The 23,911-nt window shown below is 62.2% G+C and carries 23 protein-coding genes and 1 tRNA gene; 18 read left to right on the top strand and 6 right to left on the bottom strand.

The window, feature by feature from the left end; all coding sequences use genetic code 11:
• Nucleotides 1-25 precede the first annotated feature (25 nt).
• Nucleotides 26-472 (bottom strand): thioredoxin TrxC, encoded by a 447-nt coding sequence (gene trxC / locus HHL15_RS07020; RefSeq protein ID WP_169145118.1) that lies wholly within the window; start codon nucleotides 470-472, stop codon nucleotides 26-28.
• A 272-nt stretch (nucleotides 473-744) separates the two neighbouring features.
• Here trxC and HHL15_RS07015 point away from each other — a divergent pair, with 272 nt between their 5' ends.
• Entirely contained in the window at nucleotides 745-1,173 is a 429-nt protein-coding gene (locus HHL15_RS07015; RefSeq protein WP_328825001.1) for an AP2 domain-containing protein, read from the top strand.
• Nucleotides 1,174-1,219: 46 nt separating this feature from the next.
• Here HHL15_RS07015 and HHL15_RS07010 read toward each other — a convergent pair whose 3' ends face one another.
• The 3 genes from HHL15_RS07010 to hrcA are packed head-to-tail and all read right to left on the bottom strand — an operon-like array spanning nucleotide 1,220 to nucleotide 3,740.
• A complete protein-coding gene (locus HHL15_RS07010; RefSeq protein WP_169145116.1) occupies nucleotides 1,220-1,564 on the bottom strand; it encodes a phage holin family protein in 345 nt (114 codons plus the stop codon).
• 30 nt (nucleotides 1,565-1,594) lie between these two features.
• Nucleotides 1,595-2,692: a ferrochelatase gene (gene hemH, locus HHL15_RS07005; protein WP_169145115.1), complete on the bottom strand. Its 1,098-nt coding sequence runs from the start codon at nucleotides 2,690-2,692 to the stop codon at nucleotides 1,595-1,597.
• A 16-nt stretch (nucleotides 2,693-2,708) separates the two neighbouring features.
• A complete protein-coding gene (hrcA, locus tag HHL15_RS07000; protein WP_169145114.1) occupies nucleotides 2,709-3,740 on the bottom strand; it encodes a heat-inducible transcriptional repressor HrcA in 1,032 nt (343 codons plus the stop codon).
• A 131-nt stretch (nucleotides 3,741-3,871) separates the two neighbouring features.
• Here hrcA and HHL15_RS06995 point away from each other — a divergent pair, with 131 nt between their 5' ends.
• Together HHL15_RS06995 and recN are read left to right on the top strand one after the other, a co-directional pair.
• A complete protein-coding gene (locus HHL15_RS06995; RefSeq protein ID WP_169145277.1) occupies nucleotides 3,872-4,756 on the top strand; it encodes an NAD kinase in 885 nt (294 codons plus the stop codon).
• Between the two features lie 30 nt (nucleotides 4,757-4,786).
• Nucleotides 4,787-6,448 (top strand): DNA repair protein RecN, encoded by a 1,662-nt coding sequence (gene recN, locus HHL15_RS06990; RefSeq protein ID WP_169145113.1) that lies wholly within the window; start codon nucleotides 4,787-4,789, stop codon nucleotides 6,446-6,448.
• Here the strand turns inward: recN and fur are convergent.
• Entirely contained in the window at nucleotides 6,445-6,888 is a 444-nt protein-coding gene (gene fur / locus HHL15_RS06985) for a ferric iron uptake transcriptional regulator (RefSeq protein WP_169145112.1), read from the bottom strand. The two genes, recN and fur, sit on opposite strands and share 4 nt — an antisense overlap.
• Nucleotides 6,889-7,005: 117 nt before the next feature.
• On the opposite strand from fur, the gene HHL15_RS06980 reads away from it, so the two are divergent.
• The 7 genes from HHL15_RS06980 to HHL15_RS06950 all read left to right on the top strand — a co-directional run bounded on the left by HHL15_RS06980 (nucleotide 7,006) and on the right by HHL15_RS06950 (nucleotide 16,528).
• On the top strand, nucleotides 7,006-7,377 hold the full coding sequence (locus HHL15_RS06980) for an outer membrane protein assembly factor BamE (protein ID WP_169145111.1): 372 nt from the start codon (nucleotides 7,006-7,008) through the stop codon (nucleotides 7,375-7,377).
• A 53-nt stretch (nucleotides 7,378-7,430) separates the two neighbouring features.
• Nucleotides 7,431-8,237, top strand: a complete 807-nt coding sequence (dapB, locus tag HHL15_RS06975) for a 4-hydroxy-tetrahydrodipicolinate reductase (protein ID WP_169145110.1) — start codon at nucleotides 7,431-7,433, stop codon at nucleotides 8,235-8,237.
• Between the two features lie 127 nt (nucleotides 8,238-8,364).
• Nucleotides 8,365-10,953, top strand: a complete 2,589-nt coding sequence (locus HHL15_RS06970) for a PAS domain-containing hybrid sensor histidine kinase/response regulator (RefSeq protein ID WP_169145109.1) — start codon at nucleotides 8,365-8,367, stop codon at nucleotides 10,951-10,953.
• A gap of 182 nt (nucleotides 10,954-11,135) precedes the next feature.
• On the top strand, nucleotides 11,136-12,278 hold the full coding sequence (gene carA, locus HHL15_RS06965; protein ID WP_169145108.1) for a glutamine-hydrolyzing carbamoyl-phosphate synthase small subunit: 1,143 nt from the start codon (nucleotides 11,136-11,138) through the stop codon (nucleotides 12,276-12,278).
• 71 nt (nucleotides 12,279-12,349) lie between these two features.
• Nucleotides 12,350-15,574 carry a carbamoyl-phosphate synthase large subunit gene (carB, locus tag HHL15_RS06960; RefSeq protein WP_169145107.1) on the top strand — a complete coding sequence of 1,075 codons (3,225 nt, stop codon included), beginning with the start codon at nucleotides 12,350-12,352 and terminating at the stop codon, nucleotides 15,572-15,574.
• The gene (greA, locus tag HHL15_RS06955; protein WP_169145106.1) at nucleotides 15,571-16,047 is read left to right on the top strand and encodes a transcription elongation factor GreA; all 477 of its coding nucleotides are present in this window, start codon (nucleotides 15,571-15,573) and stop codon (nucleotides 16,045-16,047) included. Before carB ends, greA begins: the two co-directional genes overlap by 4 nt.
• 16 nt (nucleotides 16,048-16,063) lie before the next feature.
• A complete protein-coding gene (locus HHL15_RS06950; protein WP_235943271.1) occupies nucleotides 16,064-16,528 on the top strand; it encodes a DUF4149 domain-containing protein in 465 nt (154 codons plus the stop codon).
• Nucleotides 16,529-16,593: 65 nt separating this feature from the next.
• Here HHL15_RS06950 and yhbY read toward each other — a convergent pair whose 3' ends face one another.
• Nucleotides 16,594-17,055 (bottom strand): ribosome assembly RNA-binding protein YhbY, encoded by a 462-nt coding sequence (yhbY, locus tag HHL15_RS06945; protein ID WP_169145105.1) that lies wholly within the window; start codon nucleotides 17,053-17,055, stop codon nucleotides 16,594-16,596.
• Nucleotides 17,056-17,093: 38 nt separating this feature from the next.
• Here yhbY and rlmE point away from each other — a divergent pair, with 38 nt between their 5' ends.
• The 8 genes from rlmE (at nucleotide 17,094) to ndhC (ending at nucleotide 23,890) form a co-directional block, all read left to right on the top strand.
• Complete coding sequence (gene rlmE, locus HHL15_RS06940; protein WP_169145104.1) at nucleotides 17,094-17,711, top strand: 23S rRNA (uridine(2552)-2'-O)-methyltransferase RlmE; 618 nt, start codon at nucleotides 17,094-17,096, stop codon at nucleotides 17,709-17,711.
• A 134-nt stretch (nucleotides 17,712-17,845) separates the two neighbouring features.
• The gene (gene ftsH / locus HHL15_RS06935; RefSeq protein ID WP_169145103.1) at nucleotides 17,846-19,738 is read left to right on the top strand and encodes an ATP-dependent zinc metalloprotease FtsH; all 1,893 of its coding nucleotides are present in this window, start codon (nucleotides 17,846-17,848) and stop codon (nucleotides 19,736-19,738) included.
• A gap of 62 nt (nucleotides 19,739-19,800) precedes the next feature.
• Nucleotides 19,801-20,631 carry a dihydropteroate synthase gene (folP, locus tag HHL15_RS06930; RefSeq protein ID WP_169145102.1) on the top strand — a complete coding sequence of 277 codons (831 nt, stop codon included), beginning with the start codon at nucleotides 19,801-19,803 and terminating at the stop codon, nucleotides 20,629-20,631.
• A 57-nt stretch (nucleotides 20,632-20,688) separates the two neighbouring features.
• Nucleotides 20,689-22,044 carry a phosphoglucosamine mutase gene (gene glmM, locus HHL15_RS06925; RefSeq protein WP_169145275.1) on the top strand — a complete coding sequence of 452 codons (1,356 nt, stop codon included), beginning with the start codon at nucleotides 20,689-20,691 and terminating at the stop codon, nucleotides 22,042-22,044.
• A gap of 94 nt (nucleotides 22,045-22,138) precedes the next feature.
• A complete protein-coding gene (tpiA, locus tag HHL15_RS06920; RefSeq protein WP_169145274.1) occupies nucleotides 22,139-22,903 on the top strand; it encodes a triose-phosphate isomerase in 765 nt (254 codons plus the stop codon).
• An 11-nt stretch (nucleotides 22,904-22,914) separates the two neighbouring features.
• On the top strand, nucleotides 22,915-23,280 hold the full coding sequence (secG, locus tag HHL15_RS06915; RefSeq protein WP_169145101.1) for a preprotein translocase subunit SecG: 366 nt from the start codon (nucleotides 22,915-22,917) through the stop codon (nucleotides 23,278-23,280).
• Between the two features lie 62 nt (nucleotides 23,281-23,342).
• A tRNA-Leu gene (locus tag HHL15_RS06910) sits at nucleotides 23,343-23,427 on the top strand.
• A gap of 88 nt (nucleotides 23,428-23,515) precedes the next feature.
• Nucleotides 23,516-23,890, top strand: a complete 375-nt coding sequence (gene ndhC / locus HHL15_RS06905; protein WP_169145100.1) for an NADH-quinone oxidoreductase subunit A — start codon at nucleotides 23,516-23,518, stop codon at nucleotides 23,888-23,890.
• Nucleotides 23,891-23,911: the final 21 nt, after the last annotated feature.

Genomic DNA, 23,911 nt, shown 5'->3' with positions numbered 1-23,911 from the left:
GCGACACCGGCCGGAGCTGCCGCTTTCAGCTCTGCCGGGGAAGGTGGGCCTCCGCCCAGCGCACGATTTGCTCCTGTCCGAGGGCGCCGCTCTGTCGGGCCAGCTCCCGGCCCTTGTGGATCAGCACGAGGGTTGGAATGCTGCGGATCCCGAACCGCGCAGCGAGCTGCTGCTCTTCTTCCGTATTCACCTTTGCCAGCCTGACCCGGGGTTCGAGGGCGGCGGCGGCGGCTTCGAAGGCCGGTGCCATGCTCCTGCAGGGGCCGCACCAGGGGGCCCAGAAGTCGACCAGCAGCGGCAGATCGCCCTGATGGGCGTGGATGTCGAAGTGCTGGTCGTCCAGCGCCAAGGGTTTGCCGACAACGAGAGCTGCCTTGCAGCGTCCGCAGTGTCCTCCGTCCTGGAGGCGTTCCGCCGGTACCCTGTTCAAGGTATGGCAGTGGGGACAGGGCACGAGCAGGGGCTGGTTCATGGTGTTTCCGTGGCAAAGGGGGGTGGAGATCATCATGGGGTCGCCTGACCCGCTTTCAAGGCCTTGTGATCCGAGCTTGCGGAAGCCTGGCCGCCCTCGGAATCTGTCTAAAGTTTCCCGCGGGACGGCCGAAATCTCCCCTGAAGCCGCGAGGCCTTCGCGGAGCGGACAGGAGGTGGCCTGTGAGCCGAGGCAGTACGTATGGAATCAGCCGGGTCGATAACGAAACCAGTCGGACTCACGGGTGGCTCGTTACCATCCAGCGGCGCGGCGTGATCTACCGCAAGCATTTCAGTGATGGCATCTTCGGCGGCAAGCAGCGTTCGTTCGCCGCGGCCAAGGAGTACCGGGACCAGATCATCGCCGAGCATCCTCCCTTGTCGATGCAGGAGTACTCCAACATCGTCAAAAAGAACAACCGTTCGGGCGTGGTTGGTGTGTGCCGCTATTGCGCGTCGGAAACCCGCGACTTGCCGGAAGAAAAGCAGCGCTGGTTCTGGGTGGCCTCGTGGCCGCTGCCGGATGGCCGGCGCAAACGGGTCAAGTTCTCGGTGAAGAAGTACGGTGAGGACGGCGCCTTCCGCATGGCCATGGATGCACGCTCGTCGGCCTTGGGCAAGCTGGTCGGCGCCTTTGATCCGGGGGCGGTGCGGCGCCGCACACCTCGCCGTCGGGCTGCGGTTGCGGCTGTCGGCGGTTGAGGCTGACCGGAGATGCCGGCCGGCTCGTGTTCGGTCCCTCGGTCCCTCAGTCTTTTTCGCCGAGGGCAAGGCTGACCAGGCCGGTCAGGATGCTGTAGATCAGGGCTCCCCAGAAAGCCGTCCAGAAGCCCTGTACCACGAATCCCTGGACGATCCCGGATACGCTCCAGAACATCAAGGCGTTGATCACCAGGGTGAACAGGCCCAGGGTGAGCAGCGTGATCGGCAGGGTAATCAGGATCAGAACCGGCCGGATGATGGCGTTCACAAAGCCCAGCAGCACTGCGCCGAACAGGGCCGCGGTGTAGCTCTCGACCTGGATGCCGCTGAGGATTCCGGGAATCAGCATCAGCGCGATGGCGTTCAGGATCCAGCGCAGGATCAGTCTCACGTTTCTTTCCTTCCCTTGTGTCCGGTGTGTCTAGCGGGCAGCGCCGAGTTCGACGGCTCGCAGTCGCTGAAGTTCGCTTTCCTCCGGGCTGGCAGGGGCATCCGACAACCAGTTGCCCAGGTGGCTCAGGCTGAGTCGGGTCAGGGCGTGGATCCAGTCTTCCCGTTCGTTGAGGCAGGGGATGTATTCGAAGCGCTTGCCCCCGGCGTGAAGAAAGGCCTCGCGGCATTCCATGTTGATTTCTTCGAGGGTTTCCAGGCAATCGGAGACGAAGCCGGGGCACATCACGTCGACCGAGGCCGTGCCCTTGCGCCCCAGGGCCTCCAGGGTGGGCTGCGTATAAGGCTGCAGCCAAGCGGCTTTGCCGAAGCGGGACTGGAAGCTGACGATCAGGCGTTCCTTGGGTAGCTGCAGGGCTTCGCCCAGCAGGCGGGCTGTCTTGTGGCATTCACAGTGGTAGGGGTCGCCCAGGTCGAGGGAGCGCCGGGGAATGCCGTGGAAGCTCAGCACCAGCTTGTCGGCCTGGCCGTTGCGCTGCCAATGCTCGCGTACCGAGGCGGCCAGCGCCTGGATGTAGCCGGGGTCGTCGCCAAAACTGCGGATGTAGCGGATTTCTGGCAGGTTGCGCCAGTGCCGCAGGCAGTCCGCGACTTCATCCATTACGGTGGCCGTGGTGCTCGCCGCGAACTGTGGGTACAGCGGAACGATGAGAATGCGGGTGCATCCGGCAGCCCTCATGGCGTCGAGGCGGCTGCGGATGGACGGTTCGCCGTAGCGCATGGCGGAGTCGATCAGCAGCGTGCTTTGGCCGGCGTGGGCCAGGAAGCCCGCCAGCAGCTTCGTCTGCTTTTCGGTGTGAACCTTGAGTGGAGAGCCCTCGGTGGTCCACACACTGGCGTACTTCGCTGCCGACTTGGCCGGCCGGGTGCGCAGGATGATGCCGTTGAGGATGGGCCACCAGACCAGACGGGGGATCTCGACGACCCGGGGGTCGGACAGGAACTGCTTGAGATAGGGGCGTACCGCGGCCGCCGTGGGGGCGGCCGGTGTGCCGAGATTGACCAGCAGCACGCCCGTGCGGGGCGGCGTGCCATGGGTATACGCTGGCTCTTGCCAGAATCGTGTCATGGATGAACTTCCGGGGTCAGGTGTTCTGGCCCGACAGGGCGCTGGTGAGGAGCCGTGCCGTGACATCGACGATGGGAATGACACGCTCGTAGGCCATGCGGGTGGGGCCGATGACGCCGATCGAGCCCACGAGGTGGCCATCCACTTCGTAGGGGGCGGTGACGACGCTGCAGTCGTCCAGCGGGCTCAGCCCGCTCTCTCCGCCGATGAAGATCTGGACGCCCTGGGCGCGGTTGGAGATGTCGAGCAGTTGCATCAGTCCCGTCTTCTGCTCGAAGAGCTTGAACAGCTCGCGCAGGCGGGCCATGTTGGACGAGAGGTCTTCTGCGTCGAGAAGGTTGGTTTCACCCGAGATGACGTAGGTGCTCTGGGTTTCCTCCAGGGCTTCCGAACTGGCCTCGACTGCCGCGCTCATCAGTTCGGTCATGTCCGTGCGCAACTGCTTGAGTTCGTCCTGGATGCGGTTGCGTATCTCGGGGAAGGCCAGGCCGGCGAAATGCTGGTTGAGGTAGTTGGCAGCGCTGACGAGTTCGGAGGCGGAGTAGGCCCGCTTGGTGAACAGGATGCGGTTCTGGACATCACCGGCGGTGGTGACCAGGATCAGCAGCACCCGCTTCTCGGAAAGGCTGACGAATTCGATCTGGCGGATCTTGGTGACGTCCTGCTTGGGAGAGACGACCACGCCGGCAAAGTGGGTCAGCCCGGAAAGGAGCTGGGACGCGGCGCTGATGACCCGCTGGGGTTCGCCTGGCTGGATGTGTCCCTTGATCTCCTGCATCTGGCCTACACCCAGCGGTTGCACGGTCAGCAGGCTGTCGACGAAGAAACGGTAGCCCAGAGAGGTCGGAATCCGTCCAGCAGATGTGTGCGGGCTGGTGATGTAGCCGAGCTCTTCGAGGTCCGACATGACGTTGCGTACCGTTGCCGGAGAGAGCTTGAGGCCCGAATGGCGGGACAGGGCACGCGAGCCCACGGGCTGGCCGTCGGCGATGTAGTGCTCCACCAGGGTCTTGAGCAGGATTTGCGAGCGTTGGTCGAGGCTGGTCATGGTTTTATATTCAGGGCTACCACCGGATTCTAAGGAAGGCAGGCCGCGCTGAGAAGCGCCAGAGTACCTGAATGAGCGCTTTTGCCGGTGCGGCGCACGGTCTTAATAAAGAATGTGGTTTAATCATTCACATGACCTGCGAGTTCAATACCATTGCGCTGATCGGCAAATACCAGAGCCAGGAGGTGGCCGAAGCGGTGCTGCGCCTGGCAAGCTATCTTCGTGGCTCGGGCTTGTCTGTTCTGATCGAACAAGGGACGGCCAGTTCCACGGGGCTGACATCCGGCTTCACAGTGGCCAGCTATGAGGAGATCGGCGTGCGAGCCGATCTGGCCATCGTGCTGGGGGGAGACGGATCACTTCTCAATAGCGCCTGCCGACTGGCCGAATTCGATGTGCCCCTGGTGGGCGTCAATCAGGGGCGGCTGGGTTTTCTCACTGACATCTCGCGGGATGTGGCGCTGGAGAAGGTCGGGGAGATTCTCGAAGGCCGCTATACCGAGGAAACCCGCGTGCTGCTCGACGCAGAGGTGCTGCGTAACGGGCGCAGGGTCTTCCATACCGTGGCGTTGAACGACGTGGTCGTTAACAAGGGCGACCTGGGGCGCATGATCGAATTTGATCTGCGCATCGACGGCGAGTACGTGTACACCCAGCGCTCGGACGGCATGATTGTGTCGACGCCAACCGGCTCCACCGCTTACGCGCTGTCTGCCAACGGCCCGATCCTGCACCCCAGTGTCGATGGCATCGCGCTTGTTCCCATGTGTCCGCACACCCTCACGGCCCGGCCGATCACGCTGCCGGATCGCTGCCGCATCGAAATCGTCTTGCTGCCGCCCCACGATTCACGGGTCCATTTCGATGGCCAGACCCGCTATGACACGCGCGCGGGCGACACTGTCCAGATCACCCGCTCGCCTTACCGGGTGCGCCTGCTCCACCCGGTGGGGTATAGCTATTTCGCCATGCTCCGCGAAAAGCTGCACTGGAGTTCCACGCCCCGGCATACCTGACCGGTTGCGTCTTTCACCTCGTTTCCCGCCATGTTGCGTCATCTCTCCATCCGCGATTTTGTGATCGTCGACCAGCTCGCGCTGGATTTCAGGCCGGGCTTCGGCACCCTTACCGGAGAAACCGGGGCGGGCAAGTCCATCCTGCTTGACGCATTGGGGCTCGCCCTGGGCAGCAAGGCCGAAGCTGGCGCCGTGCGTTCGGGCCGCGCTCGGGCCGAGATCGTGGCGGAGTTCGATCTGCCTGCCGATGGCCCGCTGCGTCAGTGGCTGGTCGAACAAGCCCTGGCGGTGGAGGATGAGACCGTATTGCTGCGCCGTGTCGTCGAAAGCGGGGGGCGCTCCAAGGCCTGGATCAACGGTACGCCGGTAGTGCTTGCCCAGCTGCGGGCCGCAGGTGATTTCCTGGCCGACATCCATGGTCAGCATGCCCACCATGCCTTGCTGCGCACCGAAGCGCAACTGGCCCTGCTGGATGCCCATGGCGGCTTGTTGCCGATGGCGCGGGAGGTGTCCGGCCTGTATCGTGAATGGTCTGCCCGGCGGCGTGCCCGCGAAGCGGCCGAGGAAGGCGCATCTTCAACCGAAAGGGAGCGGGAGCTGCTGGGCTGGCAGGTCAAGGAGCTCGAAGAGCTGGCCTTCAACGCCGATGACTGGGTGGCCCTGAACCAGGAGCAGGCCCGGCTGGCTCACGCGGCCAGCCTGCTCGAGGGTGGGGCGGAGGTGCTGGAGGATCTTGCCGATGGCGAGTACGCCATTCTGCCTCGCCTTGAGCGCTTGCTCAGCCGGACGGCCGACATGGCGCGACATGATGCGCAGCTGTCCGATATCCAGGAGCTGCTGAGCGGGGCGGGTATCCAGCTGGATGAGGCCGTACATGCCCTGCGGCGATACCGGGACAGGCTGGACCTGGATCCGGGGCGCCTGGCCGAGATCGATCAGCGCATCAATGGCGTGACGGCAGCCGCCCGCAAGTACCGGGTGGCACCCGATGAATTGCCTGAGCTGCTGGCGGAAAGCCGCGGCCGCCTTGAACGATTGGTGCGTCAGTCGGACCCCGAGGCCCTGGCGCGGGAAGAGTCAGTGGCGAGGGAGGCTTTCATGGAGGTGGCACGGCGTTTGTCCGGCGCCCGTCGTCACGTGGCCGCCGAACTGTCGGCCGCTGTCACCGAGGCGATGCAGTCCCTCGCCATGGCCGGCGCGGTCTTCGAGATTGCGCTGAAGGACGTGGAAGGCGGTTGTGGCTCGGGGCTGGAGTTGGCTGATTTCCTGGTGACGGCCAACGCGAGCCAGCCTCTGCGCCCGATGGCGAAGGTGGCTTCGGGGGGCGAGCTGTCGCGAATCGGGCTGGCCATTCAGGTCATCACCAGCCGCAACGGGGCGACCCCCACGCTGATCTTTGATGAGGTGGATGTGGGTATCGGCGGCCGGGTTGCCGAGATCGTCGGGCGCCTCCTGCGCCAGCTCGGCCAGGACCGCCAGGTGCTGTGCGTGACCCACTTGCCGCAGGTTGCCGCGCAGGCCGACTGGCAGTGGTCGATCGCCAAGGAGACCCGCGAGGGTGAAACCCTCTCCAGGGTTTCGCTCCTGGATGACGGGGGGCGCATCGAGGAGATCGCCCGCATGCTGGGGGGGGTGCAGATAACCGACACCACCCGCCGGCACGCGGCCGAGATGCTGGGGCTGGAAGCCTAGCTGGAGCTGTTGCCCGGCTTGCCCGGGCAGTCGGTCTTCTTGCAGTCCACGTAGAGGTAGAGGGCGTGTTCGCGCACACTGAAGCCCCGTTCCGTGGCAATGCGGTTCTGGCGTTCTTCAATTTCAGGATCAAAGAACTCTTCGACCTTACCGCACTGCAGACACACTAGGTGGTCGTGGTGATGGCCTTCATTGAGTTCGAAAACCGCCTTGCCAGACTCGAAGTAGTGGCGCTCGAGCAGCCCGGCCTGTTCGAACTGGGTCAGGACGCGGTACACGGTGGCCAGGCCGATGTCCATTTCCTCGGCGATCAGCAGCCGATACACGTCTTCCGCAGTGAGGTGGCGGTTCTCGGCTTTCTGGAACAGGTCGAGAATCTTGAGTCGCGGAAAGGTCGCCTTGAGGCCGATGCTTTTGAGGTTTTGAGAGTTGCTGGACATGGAAGCCCCGAAGAACTGGAGAAGCAGGCCAAAAGTGTGGCCAGCCCCGTATGATATAGTTTCCGACCTTCGTTGAGAATGCGGCCCTTGTGGCTGGTTCCTCCTTCCCGAGACGTCATGCGCACACTTTTCTCAGCAGCGATCCTGATTTCCGCCTTGGGCGGCTGTTCCACAGTAACCGATTTCGTGAAGCCCTACCGGATCGATGTCCGTCAGGGTAACTACGTGACCCAGGAGATGGTTTCCCAGCTCAAGCCCGGGATGAGCCGGGATCAGGTGAGATTCGTGCTTGGGGCTCCGCTGTTGTCGGACGTCTTTCATGCCGATCGCTGGGATTACGTCTATCGCTTCCAGCCGGGCAAGGGGGCGCTGCAGGAGCGCAAGCTGGCAGTGGTTTTCGAGGATGGCAAGCTGGCTCGCCTAGAGGGGGATGTCCAGTCTGAAGAGGCGGCTCCTGCCCAGCAGAAGGCGCCCGCCGCCAAGCCCTGAGGGCTGCGCGTGTGGCGGGCTGCAAGCATCACCAGATCAATTCCGGGGTAACAATGAGTCAAATTCGTATCGCAATTGCCGGAGCCTCCGGCCGGATGGGCCGCATGCTCATCGAAACCACCATGAAGGCGGACGACATGCTGCTGGTCGCAGCCTTCGAGCATCCTGAAAGCCCGTTCATCGGCCGCGATGCAGGTGAATTCGCCGGTGTCTCTTGCGGTGTGCCCATTACCGGCGATGTGCTCGAGGGCTTGTCGAAGGCGGATTGCCTGATCGATTTCACCCGCCCCGAGGGAACCCTGCAGCACATCGCCCTGGCCCGCCAGGCGAAGTGCGCGGTGGTCATCGGTACGACCGGTTTTTCGGCAGAGGGCAAGGCCGCCATCGCCGACGCCGCCCGTGAGATCCCGGTTGTGTTTGCGCCGAACATGGCTGTCGGGGTTAATGCGGTTTTCAAGCTGCTCGACATGGCCGCGCGCATTCTCAATGAGGGCTACGACGTGGAGATCATCGAGGCGCATCACCGTCTCAAGGTGGACGCGCCGTCGGGCACCGCGCTGCGCATGGGCGAGGTGGTGGCCGAAGCGCTCGGGCGCGACCTCGAATCGTGCGCCATCTATGGCCGCGAGGGGGTGACCGGCGAGCGTGAGGGGCAGACCATCGGGTTTGCCACGGTGCGGGGCGGCGACATCGTTGGCGACCATACCGTGCTCTTCGCGGGGATCGGCGAGCGTATCGAGATCACTCACAAGTCCTCCAGCCGCATGTCTTATGCCACAGGCAGCCTGCGGGCGGCCCGTTTCCTGGCGGGGCGGGATGCAGGCTTGTTCGACATGCAGGACGTGCTTGGCTTGAAGTGAGCCGAGTTTGAGTGCTCGTGGGCGCTCAAGATGATTTTGGGGATGCCGTTGAAGGGGTGTCTCCAGGCAGGCGCGCCGGGGTTTGGCGCGCCTTGTTTCATTCCTACCTTTGAGTCCGGCACCCCGAGTGAATTCCCCTGATCCTGTTTCGTCTGCCGATGCCGAGCTTGGCAGGGCTCTGCGGGTCCTCGTGGCCGGATTGGCGGAGCACGGGCGTTGCCCCGGAACATTCTCGGGCGGGGTCGGGGAGCCTGCAGCGCTGATCGCCTTCATCGAGGATCAGCTTGCCGACAGGGACAAGACCGAGCGTACCTTGCGGGAGACCCGCGAGCGTCTGGAGCTGGCCCTGCAGAACACTGAGGGTGGTCTGTGGGACTGGGATCTGGTGGGGGGCGGTATCGTCATTGACGACTATTGGCGGCGGAGTCTGGGGTATTCGCCAGAGGAGTGTTCGAGCGAATTCTCTTCGTGGCTACCGCTGGTTCATCCAGAAGATCTGGCGCAGGTGCGCAAGCAGCTGATCCGTCATTTTCACGGCGAGTTGGAGTATTTCGAGTCGCAGTTCCGGGTCGCTCCCAGGTCGGGCGGCTGGCGCTGGATGCTGATCCGGGGCAAGGCGTCGAGCCGCGGAGCGGACGGGCGCTGGGCGCGGATGGTGGGCACCTACTGGGATGTCACCCATACCAAGGAGTCGGAGCTGGAGCTCCTCAACGCCAAAGAGCAGGCCGAAGCTGCAAACCGTGCCAAGAGTGACTTCCTGGCGAACATGAGCCACGAGATCCGTACCCCGATGAACGGCATCATCGGGATGACCGAGCTGGCCCTCGATACACAGCTGGATGGTGAGCAGAAGGAGTACCTGCTGACCGTCAAGCGCTCGGCAGATTCTCTCCTGCGCATCATCAATGATGTCCTGGATTTCTCGAAGATCGAGGCGGGGCACCTCAGTCTCGAGCAGGTGGAGTTTTCGCTGGCTGACCTGCTGGGCGATACGATGAAGTCGCTGGCCCTGCGGGCCTACCAGAAGGGGGTGGAGTGCTTCTATGCCGTAGGCCCTGACGTGCCGCCTGTCTTGATCGGTGATCCCACGCGTCTGCGGCAGGTAATGACGAACCTGGTCGGGAACGCCATCAAGTTCACCGACAGCGGGGAGGTCGAGCTTCGCGTCGATCGTGGTCGCGAGGAGGGGGGGGAGCTGGCCGTGCAGTTTTCGGTGCGCGACTCCGGTGTCGGAATTCCCGCCGACAAGCATGCCACGGTCTTCGATGCATTTTCCCAGGCGGATGAATCCACGACCCGAAAATATGGTGGTACCGGGCTGGGTCTGGCCATCAGCCGGCGAATCGTCGAGTTGATGGGGGGGGTGATATCGCTTGAGAGTGCGCCGGGGGAGGGGAGTGTCTTCCGCTTCAGTGTTCGCGTGGGTATCGGCAAGGGGCAGGTTGCACGTTCGCCGATCCTGGGCAAGCGGCGGGCCTTGCTGGGTGTTCGCAACCAGGCGCTCCGGCGTTCGCTGGCTGGCCAGTTGCGTGAGATCGGGCTCGAGGTAAAGGAGGCAGATGGAGGGGTGGCGCTGGAAGAGAAGCTTGCTGCGGCGGGCAAGGCGAACACGCCCTTCGACTGGATTCTCATGGAGACGGCGATGCCTGCTCCGGGCGGTTATGCGCTGGCCGAGAGGCTCTTTCAAGGGTGGCCCAGGCTGGATCGGGTGATCATGCTGCTTGATGCCAATACCCAGCGGGGTGATGCGACCAAGTGCGAGCGCCTCAAGGTCGGGGCGCGGCTGATCAAGCCGTTTTCCCGCAATGACCTGGCCGAGGCCCTGAATTTGTCCCTCCACGGAACGGCCGGGGATGAGGCGCGCTTCCTGGCCTTCGAGGCGGAGGTGACCCAAGCGTCCCGTCAGTCCCTGTCCAGGGCGGCGCAGAGGCTGAAGATCCTGCTCGTCGAGGATAATCCGGTCAACCAGACTGTCGCGGTGAAGATGCTGGAGAAGGCCGGGCATGCGGTGACGGTGGCCGCCAACGGGCAGGAGGCGATCGAGTTCTTCGACAGGGAGCGCTTCAACCTCATCCTGATGGACGTGCAGATGCCTGTCATGGGCGGGCTCGAGGCCACACAGGCCATCCGGGCGCGGGAAGCCCGCAGGAGCTGGGCTGCCGGAGGGCAGTGGCGGGCGACGCCGATCGTCGCCATGACTGCGCATGCGATGCAGGGTGATCGTGATCGATGCCTGATGGCGGGCATGGACGACTACATCGCCAAGCCGATCAAGCCCGTGGAGTTGTACGGCGTGATAGATCGGGTGGCTGGCGGATCGGATGACGAGGCTCCGGAAGAGGCCGGCCGGGAGTCGGTGATCGACTTCGGCGCGGATACCTCCATTGCTGATCTGCAGGCGACGCGGGAGTTGCTGGATGGTGACGAGGTTGCCTTGCAGCAGCTGATCGGCCTGTTTTTCGGCGACCTGGATCGCAACCGGAAGACCCTGGAGGTGGCTGTGCGGACCGAGGACTGTCCCAGTGTGCGCAATGTCGCGCACTCGATCAAGGGGGCTGCAGGGGTCTTCAATGCGGTCGCTGTCGTGGCGTCGGCACAGCGCCTCGAGATCGCAGGGAAGGAGTCGGATGTGGCGGCCGTGCGCCGGGAGTTTCCGGTACTGATGGATGAGCTCGGAAAGCTCGCTGGAGTGCTGCGCAGGGCCAGGACTTCCTGAGTGTCGTTGTCAGCGTCTTGTCAGCGGAGTGGTGACTGGTTTGCCCGAAAGCGCGTCTCGGGCTATAATTAGAAAGTTTCTCAGCGGGATAGCCATAGCGGCTGATCCCGTTTTTCATGTGTAGTCCGGTGCAGTCCGATGCGCATGTCTGATGTCCAATCACAAGATTCGAGGAGTTCGCCGTGTCAGCTTTCCCGCCCGCCATTCTTGCCCTTGCCGACGGGACGGTGTTTTACGGTAAAGGCATCGGGGCGGTAGGAGCGACGACCGGTGAGGTGGTGTTCAACACCTCCATGTCCGGTTATCAGGAAATCCTCACCGACCCGAGCTACTGTCGCCAGATCGTCACGCTCACCTATCCTCATATCGGCAATACCGGTATCAACGCCGAGGACGGCGAAGCCGGCAAGGTCCATGCTGCCGGCCTGGTGATTCGCGATCTGCCGCTGCTGGCATCCAACTGGCGTTGTGAGCAAAGCCTGGATGCCTACCTGAAGTCCGAGAACATCGTCGCCATCGCGGGGATTGATACCCGCAAGTTGACCCGCATCCTGCGTGAAAAGGGTGCCCAGAGTGGCTGTATCGTCACTGCAGCGACGGCAGCCGAGCTGAACGTCGAGGCCGCGCTGGCCCAGGCTCGCGCTTTCCCCGGGCTTGCCGGCATGGATCTGGCCAAGGTCGTTTCGGCCGCCGGGTCCTATCCCTGGACCGAAGGCGAGTGGCAGCTCGACAAAGGCTATGTCGAGCAGACGGCGCCGCGTTTCCACGTGGTCGCCTACGATTTCGGCGTCAAGCGCAACATCCTGCGCATGCTCGCCGAGCGCGGCTGCCGCCTGACCGTCGTGCCGGCCCAGACGTCGGCCGCCGAGGTGCTGGCACTCAATCCGGATGGTGTGTTCCTGTCCAACGGCCCTGGTGATCCGGAGCCCTGTGACTACGCCATCACAGCCATCCAGGAAATCCTGGCCAAGCGTATCCCGACCTTTGGCATCTGCCTGGGGCACCAGTTGCTGGCCCTGGCCTCCGGTGCGAAAACGCTGAAGATGAAGTTCGGTCACCACGGTGCCAACCATCCGGTGAAGGATCTGGACTCCGGCCAGGTGCTGATCACCAGCCAGAACCACGGTTTCGCGGTGGATACGGCGAATCTGCCGTCCAACCTGCGGGCCACCCATGTGTCCCTGTTCGATGGCAGCCTGCAAGGCCTGGCGCGCACCGATGTGCCGGCCTTCTGCTTCCAGGGTCACCCGGAAGCCAGCCCCGGTCCGCATGACGTGGCTTACCTGTTCGATCGATTTATTGCGCTGATGGAGGCGAAGGGCTGAAGCAGATCGTCGCTCGGGCGCGCCAGTGCGCGCCTTTTTCCGCTCATCCGCTTTACTGCCCCTGAAGAACCATGCCCAAACGTACAGACATCAAGACCATCCTCATCATTGGCGCCGGCCCGATCATCATCGGCCAGGCCTGTGAATTCGACTACTCCGGCGCCCAGGCCTGCAAGGCCCTGCGCGAGGAGGGCTACAAGGTCGTGCTGGTGAACTCCAACCCGGCAACGATCATGACCGACCCGGAAACGGCCGACGTCACCTACATCGAGCCCATCACCTGGCAGGTGGTCGAGCGCATCATCGAGAAGGAGCGCCCCGACGCGGTGCTGCCGACCATGGGTGGCCAGACCGCGCTGAACTGCGCCCTCGACCTGGCCCGTCATGGCGTGCTGACCAAGTACAAGGTTGAGCTGATCGGCGCCAAGGAAGAGGCCATCGACAAGGCTGAGGACCGCCTCAAGTTCAAGGATGCCATGACCAAGATCGGTCTTGGCTCGGCGCGCTCCGCCATTGCTCACAGCATGGAAGAAGCGCACCAAGCCCAGGTCGAGATCGGCTTCCCGGTGATCATCCGCCCGTCCTTCACGCTCGGCGGTACCGGCGGCGGCATCGCCTACAACTCCGAAGAGTTCGTCGAGATCTGCAAGCGTGGTCTCGAAGCGTCCCCGACCAACGAACTGCTGATCGAAGAGTCCCTGATCGGCTGGAAGGAGTACGAGATGGAGGTGGTCCGCGACCAGGCGGACAACTGCATCATCGTCTGTTCCATCGAGAACCTCGATCCGATGGGCGTGCATACCGGCGACTCCATCACCGTTGCCCCGGCCCAGACCCTGACCGACAAGGAATACCAGATCCTGCGTAACGCCTCGATCGCCGTGCTGCGCGAGATCGGCGTGGATACGGGTGGCTCCAACGTGCAGTTCGCCATCAATCCGGCGGACGGTCGCATGATCGTCATCGAGATGAACCCGCGCGTGTCCCGCTCGTCTGCCCTGGCGTCGAAGGCCACCGGCTTCCCGATCGCCAAGGTGGCGGCCAAGCTGGCTGTGGGTTTCACCCTCGACGAGCTGAAGAACGACATCACCGGTGGCGCGACCCCGGCGTCCTTCGAGCCGTCCATCGACTACGTGGTCACCAAGATCCCGCGCTTTGCCTTCGAGAAGTTCCCGATGGCCAACGATCGCCTGACCACCCAGATGAAGTCGGTGGGCGAGGTGATGGCCATGGGACGTACCTTCCAGGAGTCCTTCCAGAAAGCGCTGCGAGGTCTCGAGACCGGCGCGTATGGCCTGGATGAGGTCGAAGCCGACCAGGACGACCTCGAGCGGGAACTCGGTGATCCGGGTGCCCAGCGTATCTGGTACGTGGGCCAGGCCTTCCGTGAGGGCATGAGCCTGGAGCAGGTGCATGCGCTGACCCGCATTGACCCCTGGTTCCTGGTCCAGATCGAAGACATCATCAAGACCGAGAAATCCCTGACCGGCCGTTCCCTGAAAGGGATCAATGCCGTCGAGCTGCGCGAGCTCAAGCGCAAGGGCTTTGCCGACCGCCGCCTCGCCAAACTGCTGGCCACCGATGAAACCTCCGTGCGCCTGCATCGTCATGCCGCCGGCGTACGCCCGGTGTTCAAGCGCGTCGATACCTGCGCGGCGGAATTCGCCACGTCCACCGCCTATCTGTACTCAACCTACGAGGATGAGTGCGAGGCGCAGCCCACCAGCAACAAGAAGATCATGGTGCTGGGTGGCGGTCCGAACCGGATCGGCCAGGGCATCGAATTCGACTATTGCTGTGTCCATGCGGCCATGGCCATGCGTGAGGACGGGTACGAGACCATCATGGTCAACTGCAACCCGGAGACCGTGTCCACCGACTACGACACTTCCGATCGCCTGTACTTCGAGCCCCTGACCCTCGAGGACATCCTTGAGATCGTCGCGGTTGAAAAGCCGGTTGGCGTGATCGTGCAGTTCGGCGGCCAGACCCCGCTGAAGCGCGCGCGTGACCTGGAAGCCAACGGCGTGCCCATCATCGGCACCAGTCCCGACATGATCGATGCGGCCGAAGACCGCGAGCGCTTCCAGAAGCTGCTGTTCGAGCTGGGCCTCAAGCAGCCTCCCAACCGGACCGCCCGTACCCCCGAAGACGCAGTGCGTCTGGCCGCCGAGATCGGCTACCCACTGGTGGTGCGTCCATCCTACGTGCTGGGCGGCCGGGCGATGGAAATCGTCCATGAGCAGAAGGATCTGGAGCGCTACATGCGCGAGGCCGTCAAGGTCTCCAACGACTCCCCGGTGCTGCTCGACCGTTTCCTCAATGACGCCACCGAGGTAGACGTGGATGCCCTCTCTGACGGCAAGCGCGTCATGATCGGCGGCATCATGGAGCACATCGAGCAGGCTGGCGTGCATTCGGGCGACTCCGCATGTTCCCTGCCGCCTTACACCCTGTCGCCGAAGTTGCAGGACGAGCTGCGTCGTCAGACCGAAGCCATGGCGCGTGCGCTGAATGTCTGCGGTCTGATGAACGTGCAGTTTGCGATCCAAGGCGAGGGCGACGACGCAGTGGTGTACGTGCTTGAGGTGAATCCCCGCGCTTCCCGTACCGTGCCTTTCGTTTCCAAGGCCTGCAGCCTGCCGCTGGCCAAGATTGCAGCGCGCTGCATGGCGGGGCGCAGCCTCGATGATCAGGGGGTCGTAGGCGAGGTCGTGCCGCCTTACTACTCGGTCAAGGAAGCCGTGTTCCCCTTTGTCAAGTTCCCGGGTGTCGATACGATCCTTGGGCCGGAGATGAAGTCCACCGGCGAAGTGATGGGCGTTGGCCGCACTTTTGCCGAAGCTTTCGTGAAGAGCCAGCTGGGTGCCGGTGTGCGCCTGCCGACGTCAGGCAAGGCCTTCATCAGCGTCAAGCACACCGACCGGCCGAAGGCGGTGGAGGTGGCGCGTGAACTCGTCGAGCTCGGTTTCTCCGTTGTGGCGACGCGCGGTACTGCGGCGGCCATCTCGGCCGCCGGTCTGCCCGTGTCCGCGGTGAACAAGGTGAACGAAGGTCGTCCGCACATTGTGGACATGATCAAGAACAACGAGATCAGCCTCGTCATCAATACGGTTGAAGAGAAGCGACAGGCGGTTACCGATTCGCGCTCCATCCGTACCAGCGCCCTCGCGGCCAAGGTGACGGTCTACACCACCATCGAAGGGGCTCGTGCTGCCTGCATGGGCATGCGTCACCTGTCCGGACTGGAGGCCTATTCTCTCCAGAGTCTGCATGCGGAGCTGGTCAAGGCATGAATAAGGTTCCCGTTACTGTTGCCGGCGCTGAAAAACTGCGGCAGGAACTCCAGCGCCTGAAAGCCGTGGATCGACCCAACGTGATTGCGGCAATTGCCGAAGCCCGCTCCCATGGAGACCTCTCCGAAAACGCCGAGTACGACGCTGCCAAGGAGCGGCAGGGCTTCATCGAGGGGCGGATCCGCGAGGTGGAAGCCAAGCTCTCCAATGCGCAGATCATCGATCCCAAGTTGCTTGATGCCGATGGTCGTTGCGTGTTTGGCGCGACCGTTGAGCTCGAGGATCTGGATACGGGTGATACCGTGACCTACCAGATCGTGGGTGACGACGAGGCAGACGTGAAGGACGGCAAGATCGCCATCAGTTCGCCGATCGCGCGGGCCCTGATCGGCAAGTTTGCCGGCGATGTTGCCGAGCTGCAGGCCCCGGGCGGTGTCCGGGAGCTTGAGCTGATCGACGTCCGTTACGTCTAGTGCGACAGGCGGTCCGATGATGCAGAGGCTGGCAGAGCATCTCTACGCCATCTCCATCACCCTGTGGGTGGGTGCCCTGTGGGCCATTGGGTACCTCGCGGCACCCACGCTGTTTCATGTGCTGGGTGATCGGGCGCTGGCTGGCCGGGTGGCGGGAGAGATGTTCGGCTACGTCGCCTGGATCGGCATGGCGGCGGCGGCCTATCTGCTGGTCTTCGTTGCCCTGAGGAAGAACGCAGGAGCCTTCAGGAGCCTGGTTTTCTGGCTGGTGCTCCTGATGCTGCTGCTGACCGTGGCAGGCTATTTCGGGGTTCAGCCGATCATGGCCCAGCTGAAGGTCGACTCCTTGCCGCGGGAGGTGATGGAAAGTGCTTTGAGAGACCGCTTTGCGGCATGGCATGGCGTCTCCAGCGTGATCTACCTGGTGCAAAGCCTGCTGGGTCTGGTGCTTGTGGCTGTTCAGTCCCGCGGTCTGCGCTAGGCTTGTCGTCTGCGGGCTGCGCAGCTGCGGCTCTGCCGTTCCCGAGGGGCGGCAAGGCCGGAGGATCAATCGTCGGAGCGGCGGGGCGTCTTGGATGGCGCGGGGAACCAGCGGTCTTTCTTTGGGGCCACCCTGTTCAGTGAAGACAGGCCGCGGCGCGCAGAGAGGGCCTTGGCCGACTTCGCGGTGGCGGTGGAGCGCTTGGGCTTGTCGGCAGGAGTCCGTGCAGTGGCTTCCACTTCACGCTTCTCACGCCAGAAGATCAGCGTCTTGCCGATGTGCTGCACCGATGCAGCGCCCAATTCGCTGCAGATCGTGGCCATGATGGTGTCGCGCTGGGCCCGGTCTTCTCCATACACACGAACCTTGATCAGTTCATGGGCTTGCAGAGCCAAGTCGATTTCCTTGAGGACGGCCGGGGTCAGGCCATTGCTTGCCACGCTCACCACGGGGTGGAGATGGTGGGCTTGCGCGCGGAACGCCCGCCGCTGGGCTGGCGTAAGTTGTGCTGGCGTAAGTTCGATCATTTTACAACCCATTGAAAAAAGGGCGTAATTGTACCGCGATGAAGCGTTCAAAGACCAGTAAATCGTGGATGGCGGAGCATGTCAATGATCCGTTCGTCCAGCGTGCGAAAACCGATGGCCTGAGGGCCAGGGCGGCCTATAAGCTGATGGAGATCGACGACAAGGACAAGCTGATCCGCCCGGGAATGGTGGTTGTCGACCTGGGGGCTGCACCTGGCTCCTGGAGTCAGGTGGCGGTTTCGCGGGTCGGAAGCGGCGGGCGTGTGTTTGCGCTCGATCTGCTCCCGATGGAGCCTATTAATGGTGTGGAGTTCATGCAGGGGGATTTCCATGACGAGGAATTCGTGACCCGCTTCGAGAGCCTGCTGGACGGTCGGAGGGTCGACCTGGTCATGTCCGACATTGCGCCCAACATTTCGGGGATTCCCTCGGTGGATCAGGCGCGCTCGGTCTATCTGGCGGAACTGGCGCTGGACTTCGCATGTCAGCATCTGGCCCCGGCTGGCCGCTTTCTGGTCAAGGTGTTCCAGGGGGAGGGTTTTGACGCATTTCGCAAGGCCATGGAGGCGGAGTTCAAGTCCGTCATCGTCCGGAAACCCCAGGCTTCGCGTGATCGAAGTTCGGAGGTGTATCTGCTGGGGGCGGGGCGTCGTTGAGTATGTTGCGCTGCATGATCGAATTTGTGGCCAATAGGGCTTGTTTATGGTCATCATCATTTGATCCAGCGAACGATCGGACATAGAATCGGTCCATTAAGCTGTGGCCCCTGACGGGCATTCAAGGAATCGTTTTGAACAATCTCTTCAAGAATCTTGCGATCTGGTTGGTTATCGGCGTGGTGCTGATGACCGTCTTCAATCAGTTCAACACCCGGCAGACCGCCCAGAACTCGGTCGAGTACTCCCAGTTCATGGAGGACGCCAAGCAGGGCAAGATCGCCAAGGCTGTCGTTGACGGCCGCACCGTGCGTGCGACGACCCAGGACGGCCGCCAGGTCACGGTGTATACGCCCGGCGTCCAGGATATCTGGATGGTGGGTGACCTGATGAAGTACGGCGTGAAGGTCACTGCAGCCAAGCCCGAGGAAGAGCAGTCCTTCCTGATGAACATCTTCGTCTCCTGGTTCCCGATGATCCTGCTGATCGGCGTATGGGTCTTCTTCATGCGCCAGATGCAGGGCGGTGGGCGCGGGGGAGCGTTCTCCTTCGGCAAGTCGAAGGCGAAGATGCTTGATGAAAGTGCCAATACGGTCACCTTTGCGGATGTCGCGGGTTGCGACGAAGCGAAGGAGGAGGTCAGCGAACTGGTTGAGTTCCTGCGCGACCCCACCAAGTTCCAGAAGCTGGGCGGTCACATCCCCAAGGGGGTGCTGATGGTCGGCTCGCCGGGTACTGGCAAGACCTTGCTCGCCAAGGCGATCGCAGGGGAGGCGAAGGTGCCTTTCTTCTCGATCTCCGGTTCTGACTTTGTCGAAATGTTCGTGGGTGTTGGTGCTGCCCGCGTTCGCGACATGTTCGAGCAAGCAAAGAAACAGGCACCCTGCATCATCTTCATCGATGAAATCGACGCCGTGGGCCGTCAACGTGGCGCCGGCCTTGGGGGCGGTAACGACGAACGCGAACAGACCCTGAACCAGCTTCTGGTCGAGATGGACGGCTTCGAAGGTGTTTCCGGCGTGATCGTGATCGCGGCCACCAACCGTCCCGATGTGCTTGATCCCGCGCTGTTGCGTCCGGGGCGCTTCGACCGTCAGGTGGTGGTGCCGCTTCCGGATATTCGCGGGCGTGAGCAGATTCTGCGTGTGCACATGCGCAAGGTGCCGATTGCGCCGGATGTAGACGCGATGATTCTGGCCCGTGGTTGCCCCGGCTTTGCGGGTGCAGATCTGGCGAATCTGGTCAATGAGGCCGCGCTGTTTGCCGCCCGTGGCAACAAGCGTCTTGTCGATATGGATGACTTCGAGCGTGCCAAGGACAAGATCATGATGGGCGCTGAGCGTCGTTCCATGGTGATGCCTGAGGAAGAGCGGCGTAATACTGCTTATCACGAATCTGGCCACGCGGTTGTGGCGAAGTGCCTGACCAAGACGGATCCGGTTCACAAGGTGACGATCATTCCGCGTGGTCGTGCCCTCGGGGTGACCATGCAGTTGCCCGAGCAGGATCGCTACAGTCAGGATCGTGAGCGACTCCTGCAGACCATTGCCGTGCTGTTCGGTGGCCGGATTGCTGAAGAACTGTTCATGAACCAGATGACCACGGGCGCTTCCAATGACTTCCAGCGCGCCACCGACCTGGCCCGGCGTATGGTGACGCAGTGGGGGATGTCAGACAATCTCGGTCCCATGGTGTACGGGGAGGAGGAAGGCGAGGTCTTCCTTGGCCGATCTGTAACCACCCACAAGAACATGTCCGAGGCTACGCTGCAAAAGGTTGATGCGGAGATCCGTCGCATACTTGACCAGCAATATGCTCTTGCTCGCCGGATCCTTGAGGAGAGCCGCGACAAGGTGGAGGCAATGACCGCCGCGCTGCTCGAGCTGGAGACGATTGATGCTGATCAGATCAACGACATCATGGCGGGTCGTGCTCCGCGTCCTCCCAAGCCGTCGTCCGTGCCTCCGCGACGCTCGGGGGATGACACGCCGGGTGCAGAGCCGACTGCTGCGGCGCCTGTAGCCTGAGCGTCTGGGTTGATTTCAAGGGCCGGTCTTTGACCGGCCTTATTCATTTCTGGATTCTAATCATGCTTACCGTACTCGATTGTGGGCGCTTCAAGCTGGACTTGAGTGAGCCGCGCATCATGGCCATCATCAACGTAACTCCCGACTCGTTTTCGGCTCCCGGATATACGACGCTGGATGCAGCGCTGAGGGCAGCCGAACTGGCCTTGGAAGAAGGGGCGGACATGCTGGACATCGGCGGTGAGTCCTCCAGGCCGGGCGCGGTGTCGGTGTCCGAGCAGGAAGAGTTGGATCGTGTGCTGCCGGTTGTCGAGGCCTTGGTCTCATTGGGCGCTCCCCTGTCGGTTGACACCGTCAAGCCGGGGGTGATGAAGGCAGTCATCTCTGCAGGCGCAGACATGATCAACGATATCGCGGGATTTCGCGTGGAGGGAGCTCTCGAGGCGGTTGCGGATAGCGCTGTCGCGCTCTGTGTGATGCACATGAAGGGGCGGCCCGGTACGATGCAGGTGGCGCCCGAGTATGCCGATGTCTGCGGTGAGGTGTCCGGGTTCCTGGTTGAGCGGGTGTCTGCTCTTGAGGCCGCTGGGGTCGTCCGGCAAAGGATTGTGCTTGACCCGGGGTTCGGATTTGGCAAGACCCTGGAGCATAACCTTACGCTGCTGCGGGGGCTGGAGGGTTTTGTGGATCTGGGCTTCCCTTTGCTCGTCGGTATGTCCAGGAAGTCCATGCTGGGACAGATTACCGACAGGGATGTCACCGGCCGGACAGTGGCGGGCGCCGTGGCGGCATTTGCGGCTGTCGGGCGTGGAGCGCGGATCGTTCGCACCCATGATGTTGCGCAGACTCGTGATGCACTTAGGGTCTGGGGGGCGCTGGAGGCTGCCTCTTGAGGCAGGAGTCCGGGATAATCCGGTTTTGCATCTGCAATGCATGTAAGTGAGGAAGAGATGTCTCGACGGTATTTTGGAACGGATGGTGTGCGTGGCTGTGTGGGTGAGGCGCCCATTACTCCTGATTTTTGCCTGCGTCTCGGCTATGCGGCGGGCAAGACCCTAGTCGCCCATGAACGTCTCCGGCCCTCGGAGCATCCTGCCGTGATCATAGGAAAAGACACGCGCATCTCGGGTTACATGCTCGAGTCCACACTGGAGGCCGGTTTTTCGGCTGCGGGTGTCGATGTGTACCTGGCGGGGCCCTTGCCAACCCCGGCCATCGCCTACCTTACTCGTGCCTTGCGCCTGCAGGCTGGGGTCGTGATCTCGGCCTCGCATAATCCGTTTGAGGATAACGGGATCAAGTTCTTCTCTGCGGCAGGTACCAAATTGCCTGATGCGGTCGAACTGGAGATCGAGGAGCGCCTGGACGAGCCCATGGGTTGCGAGCCCTCGTCGAGGCTGGGTAAGGCTAAGCGGATTGATGATGCGCGCGGTCGTTACGTCGAGTTCTGCAAGAGCACCTTTCCTAATGAGCTTGATCTGCGCGGCATGAAGATTGCCTTGGATTGTGCTCACGGTGCCGCCTACATGGTTGCGCCCAAGGTTTTCCATGAACTTGGGGCCGAGTTGCACCTGGTGGGGGTGGATCCCAATGGTCTGAACATCAACGAGAGTGTTGGTGCGACCTCGCCTGAGAGTGTGCGTAAGGCCGTGCTCGAAAGTGGTGCCGATCTTGGTATCTCTCTGGATGGAGATGGCGACCGGCTGATCATGGCGGACGCCGAGGGCGAGATTTACGATGGAGACAAGCTCCTGTATGTGATCGCCAAGGCTGCTGCCCGGCGAGGGAAAGCCAATGGGGTTGTGGGGACCTTGATGAGTAACCTGGGTTTTGAGCATGCGATCAGCCGGCTCGGATTGCCCTTTGCCCGGGCCAAGGTTGGAGATCGTTACGTCCTTGAGATGATGCACGAGAAGGGCTGGACCCTCGGCGGTGAGAACTCGGGGCATATCATCTGCCTGGATCGTCACACCACGGGGGATGGCATCATTGCCGCGCTGCAGGTTCTTGCTGCGTTGTTGCAGGAAAAGGCGACCCTCAAGGAGATGTGTGCTGATCTGGTCTTCTATCCCCAGAAGCTCGTCAATGTGCGTATCAAGCCGGGGTTTTCCTGGGTAGGCAACAGGCCGATTCAGGAGGCGGTCGATGCGGCGACAACGGAGCTGGATGGAAGTGGGCGCGTGTTGCTGCGCCCGTCGGGGACCGAGCCTTTGCTTCGCGTGATGGTCGAGGGGGAGGATGCGGTGCGTGTGGACAGGATTGCCCATGGGATCGCAGAGGTTGTCAGGCGTGAGGCTGAGCGCTGAATCCTGTGCCGGCCGGGTTGTGCAGGCATGCGAGGATTTTGACCTGAGCGACCGCCGGCGCTAGAATTAAAGGATTTGGCTTTTGGTGTCGGACGTGCGGAAAAAGCTTGTAGTTGGGAACTGGAAAATGAACGGGTCTCTCGCCAGCAATGCTCTGTTGCTGCAAGGGCTTGTCGAGAATCCTCCGGTCGATGCGGTGGAGGTGGCGGTATGCCCGCCTTTCATTTACCTGGGGCAGGCTGCGTCCGCACTTGAGGGTTGTGGCGTCATGCTGGGTGCTCAGAATCTGAGTGCCTTCGCGGGTGGTGCCTATACCGGGGAGGTGTCTGCGTCCATGCTCCAGGATCTGGCGTGTGAGTGGGTCATCGTCGGGCACTCGGAGCGTCGCGCCTATTTTGGTGAATCCGATGCGCTTGTGATCGAAAAGTTGAGAATGGCGCTGGCGGCGGGCTTGCGCCCGATCGTCTGTGTCGGAGAGACCCTTGAGCAGCGTGAATCCGGTTTGGCGACTCAGGTCGTGGGTGCCCAGCTGGATGCGCTGACCCAAGCCTTGTCTGCGGCCGAGGCGGTGTCGCTGGTGGTGGCCTATGAGCCCGTCTGGGCGATCGGGACCGGCCGTACGGCGACGCCGGAGCAGGCGCAGGAGATGCATGTGTTCATCCGTCAGCGGCTGTCAGCTGGTGGTTGGGTTGGTGAGGGTGTTCGAGTGCTCTATGGTGGGAGCGTGACGGCGGATAACGCGTCGCTCCTGTTTGGCAAGCCGGATATCGATGGGGCGCTCGTTGGTGGGGCTTCCCTGGTTGCCGGGAGTTTTCTGGCTATTTGCGCGGCCGCTGCGCGTGTGTCGAGCGGCATTTAACGGAGATGGTGATGGGTGGTCTGTTTTTTTCTATTGTTCTGACCGTGCACGTTCTGGCAGGTCTTGGTGTCATCGGCCTGGTGCTGATGCAGCATGGCAAGGGGGCGGACATGGGTGCAGCGTTTGGTAGCGGTGCCTCGGGCAGCCTTTTCGGGTCGTCTGGCTCGGCCAATTTTCTCAGCCGCACTACTGGTGTGCTGGCGGCCGTCTTCTTTGTGACCAGCCTCAGTCTGAGCTATCTCTCTGGCGCCAAGTCCCCTGCGACGACCAGCGTGATGGAGGGTGCGGCTGTTCAGGTGCCGGCTCCTGCTGCGAATTCGGCGGCTCCTGTGGCGCCGGCTGGTGACGCCTCGAAGGCCAAGGATATTCCCCGATAAAAATATGTAATGCTTGGCGCTGCCGGGTGATTGGCTTATAATGCGCAGCGTCAAAACGTAAAGCCGACGTGGTGAAATTGGTAGACACGCTATCTTGAGGGGGTAGTGGCGAAAGCCGTATGAGTTCGAGTCTCATCGTCGGCACCATAAGAAAATACGCAGTTCGCCCGCATTCCGCGGGCGTTTGCTTGAAGGCAGCTACGAAATAGTGCTGTCGGTTGCGGGAGCTCAAGCTATGTTGGAAACCTATTTTCCAGTTCTTGTTTTTATCCTGTTCGCGGCCGCTTTCGGTTTCATTCCAATTTTGGCTGGCTGGGTCCTCGGACCGAATAAGCCCGACACAGAAAAACTCTCCCCGTTCGAATGCGGCTTCGAGCCGTTTGAAGATGCGCGCATCAAGTTCGATGTTCGCTATTATCTTCTCGCCATTCTGTTCATTCTTTTCGATCTCGAAATTGCATTCCTTTTTCCGTGGGCAACCATTCTGCGGGAAATAGCGGCGAATGAATCCATCCGTCTTTTCGGTTTCTTCGAGATGATCGTCTTTCTCGGCATTCTCCTGCTCGGCTATGTCTATGTCTGGAAGAAGGGTGCGCTGGACTGGGAATGATTCGTCGAACTGCATCGGCGG

Origin of the sequence: Zoogloea dura (genome assembly GCF_012927165.1) — a bacterium.
Classification (GTDB): domain Bacteria; phylum Pseudomonadota; class Gammaproteobacteria; order Burkholderiales; family Rhodocyclaceae; genus Zoogloea; species Zoogloea dura.
The sequence above is the reverse complement of the archived record's forward strand: the minus strand, read 5'-3'. Positions and strand labels throughout refer to the sequence as shown.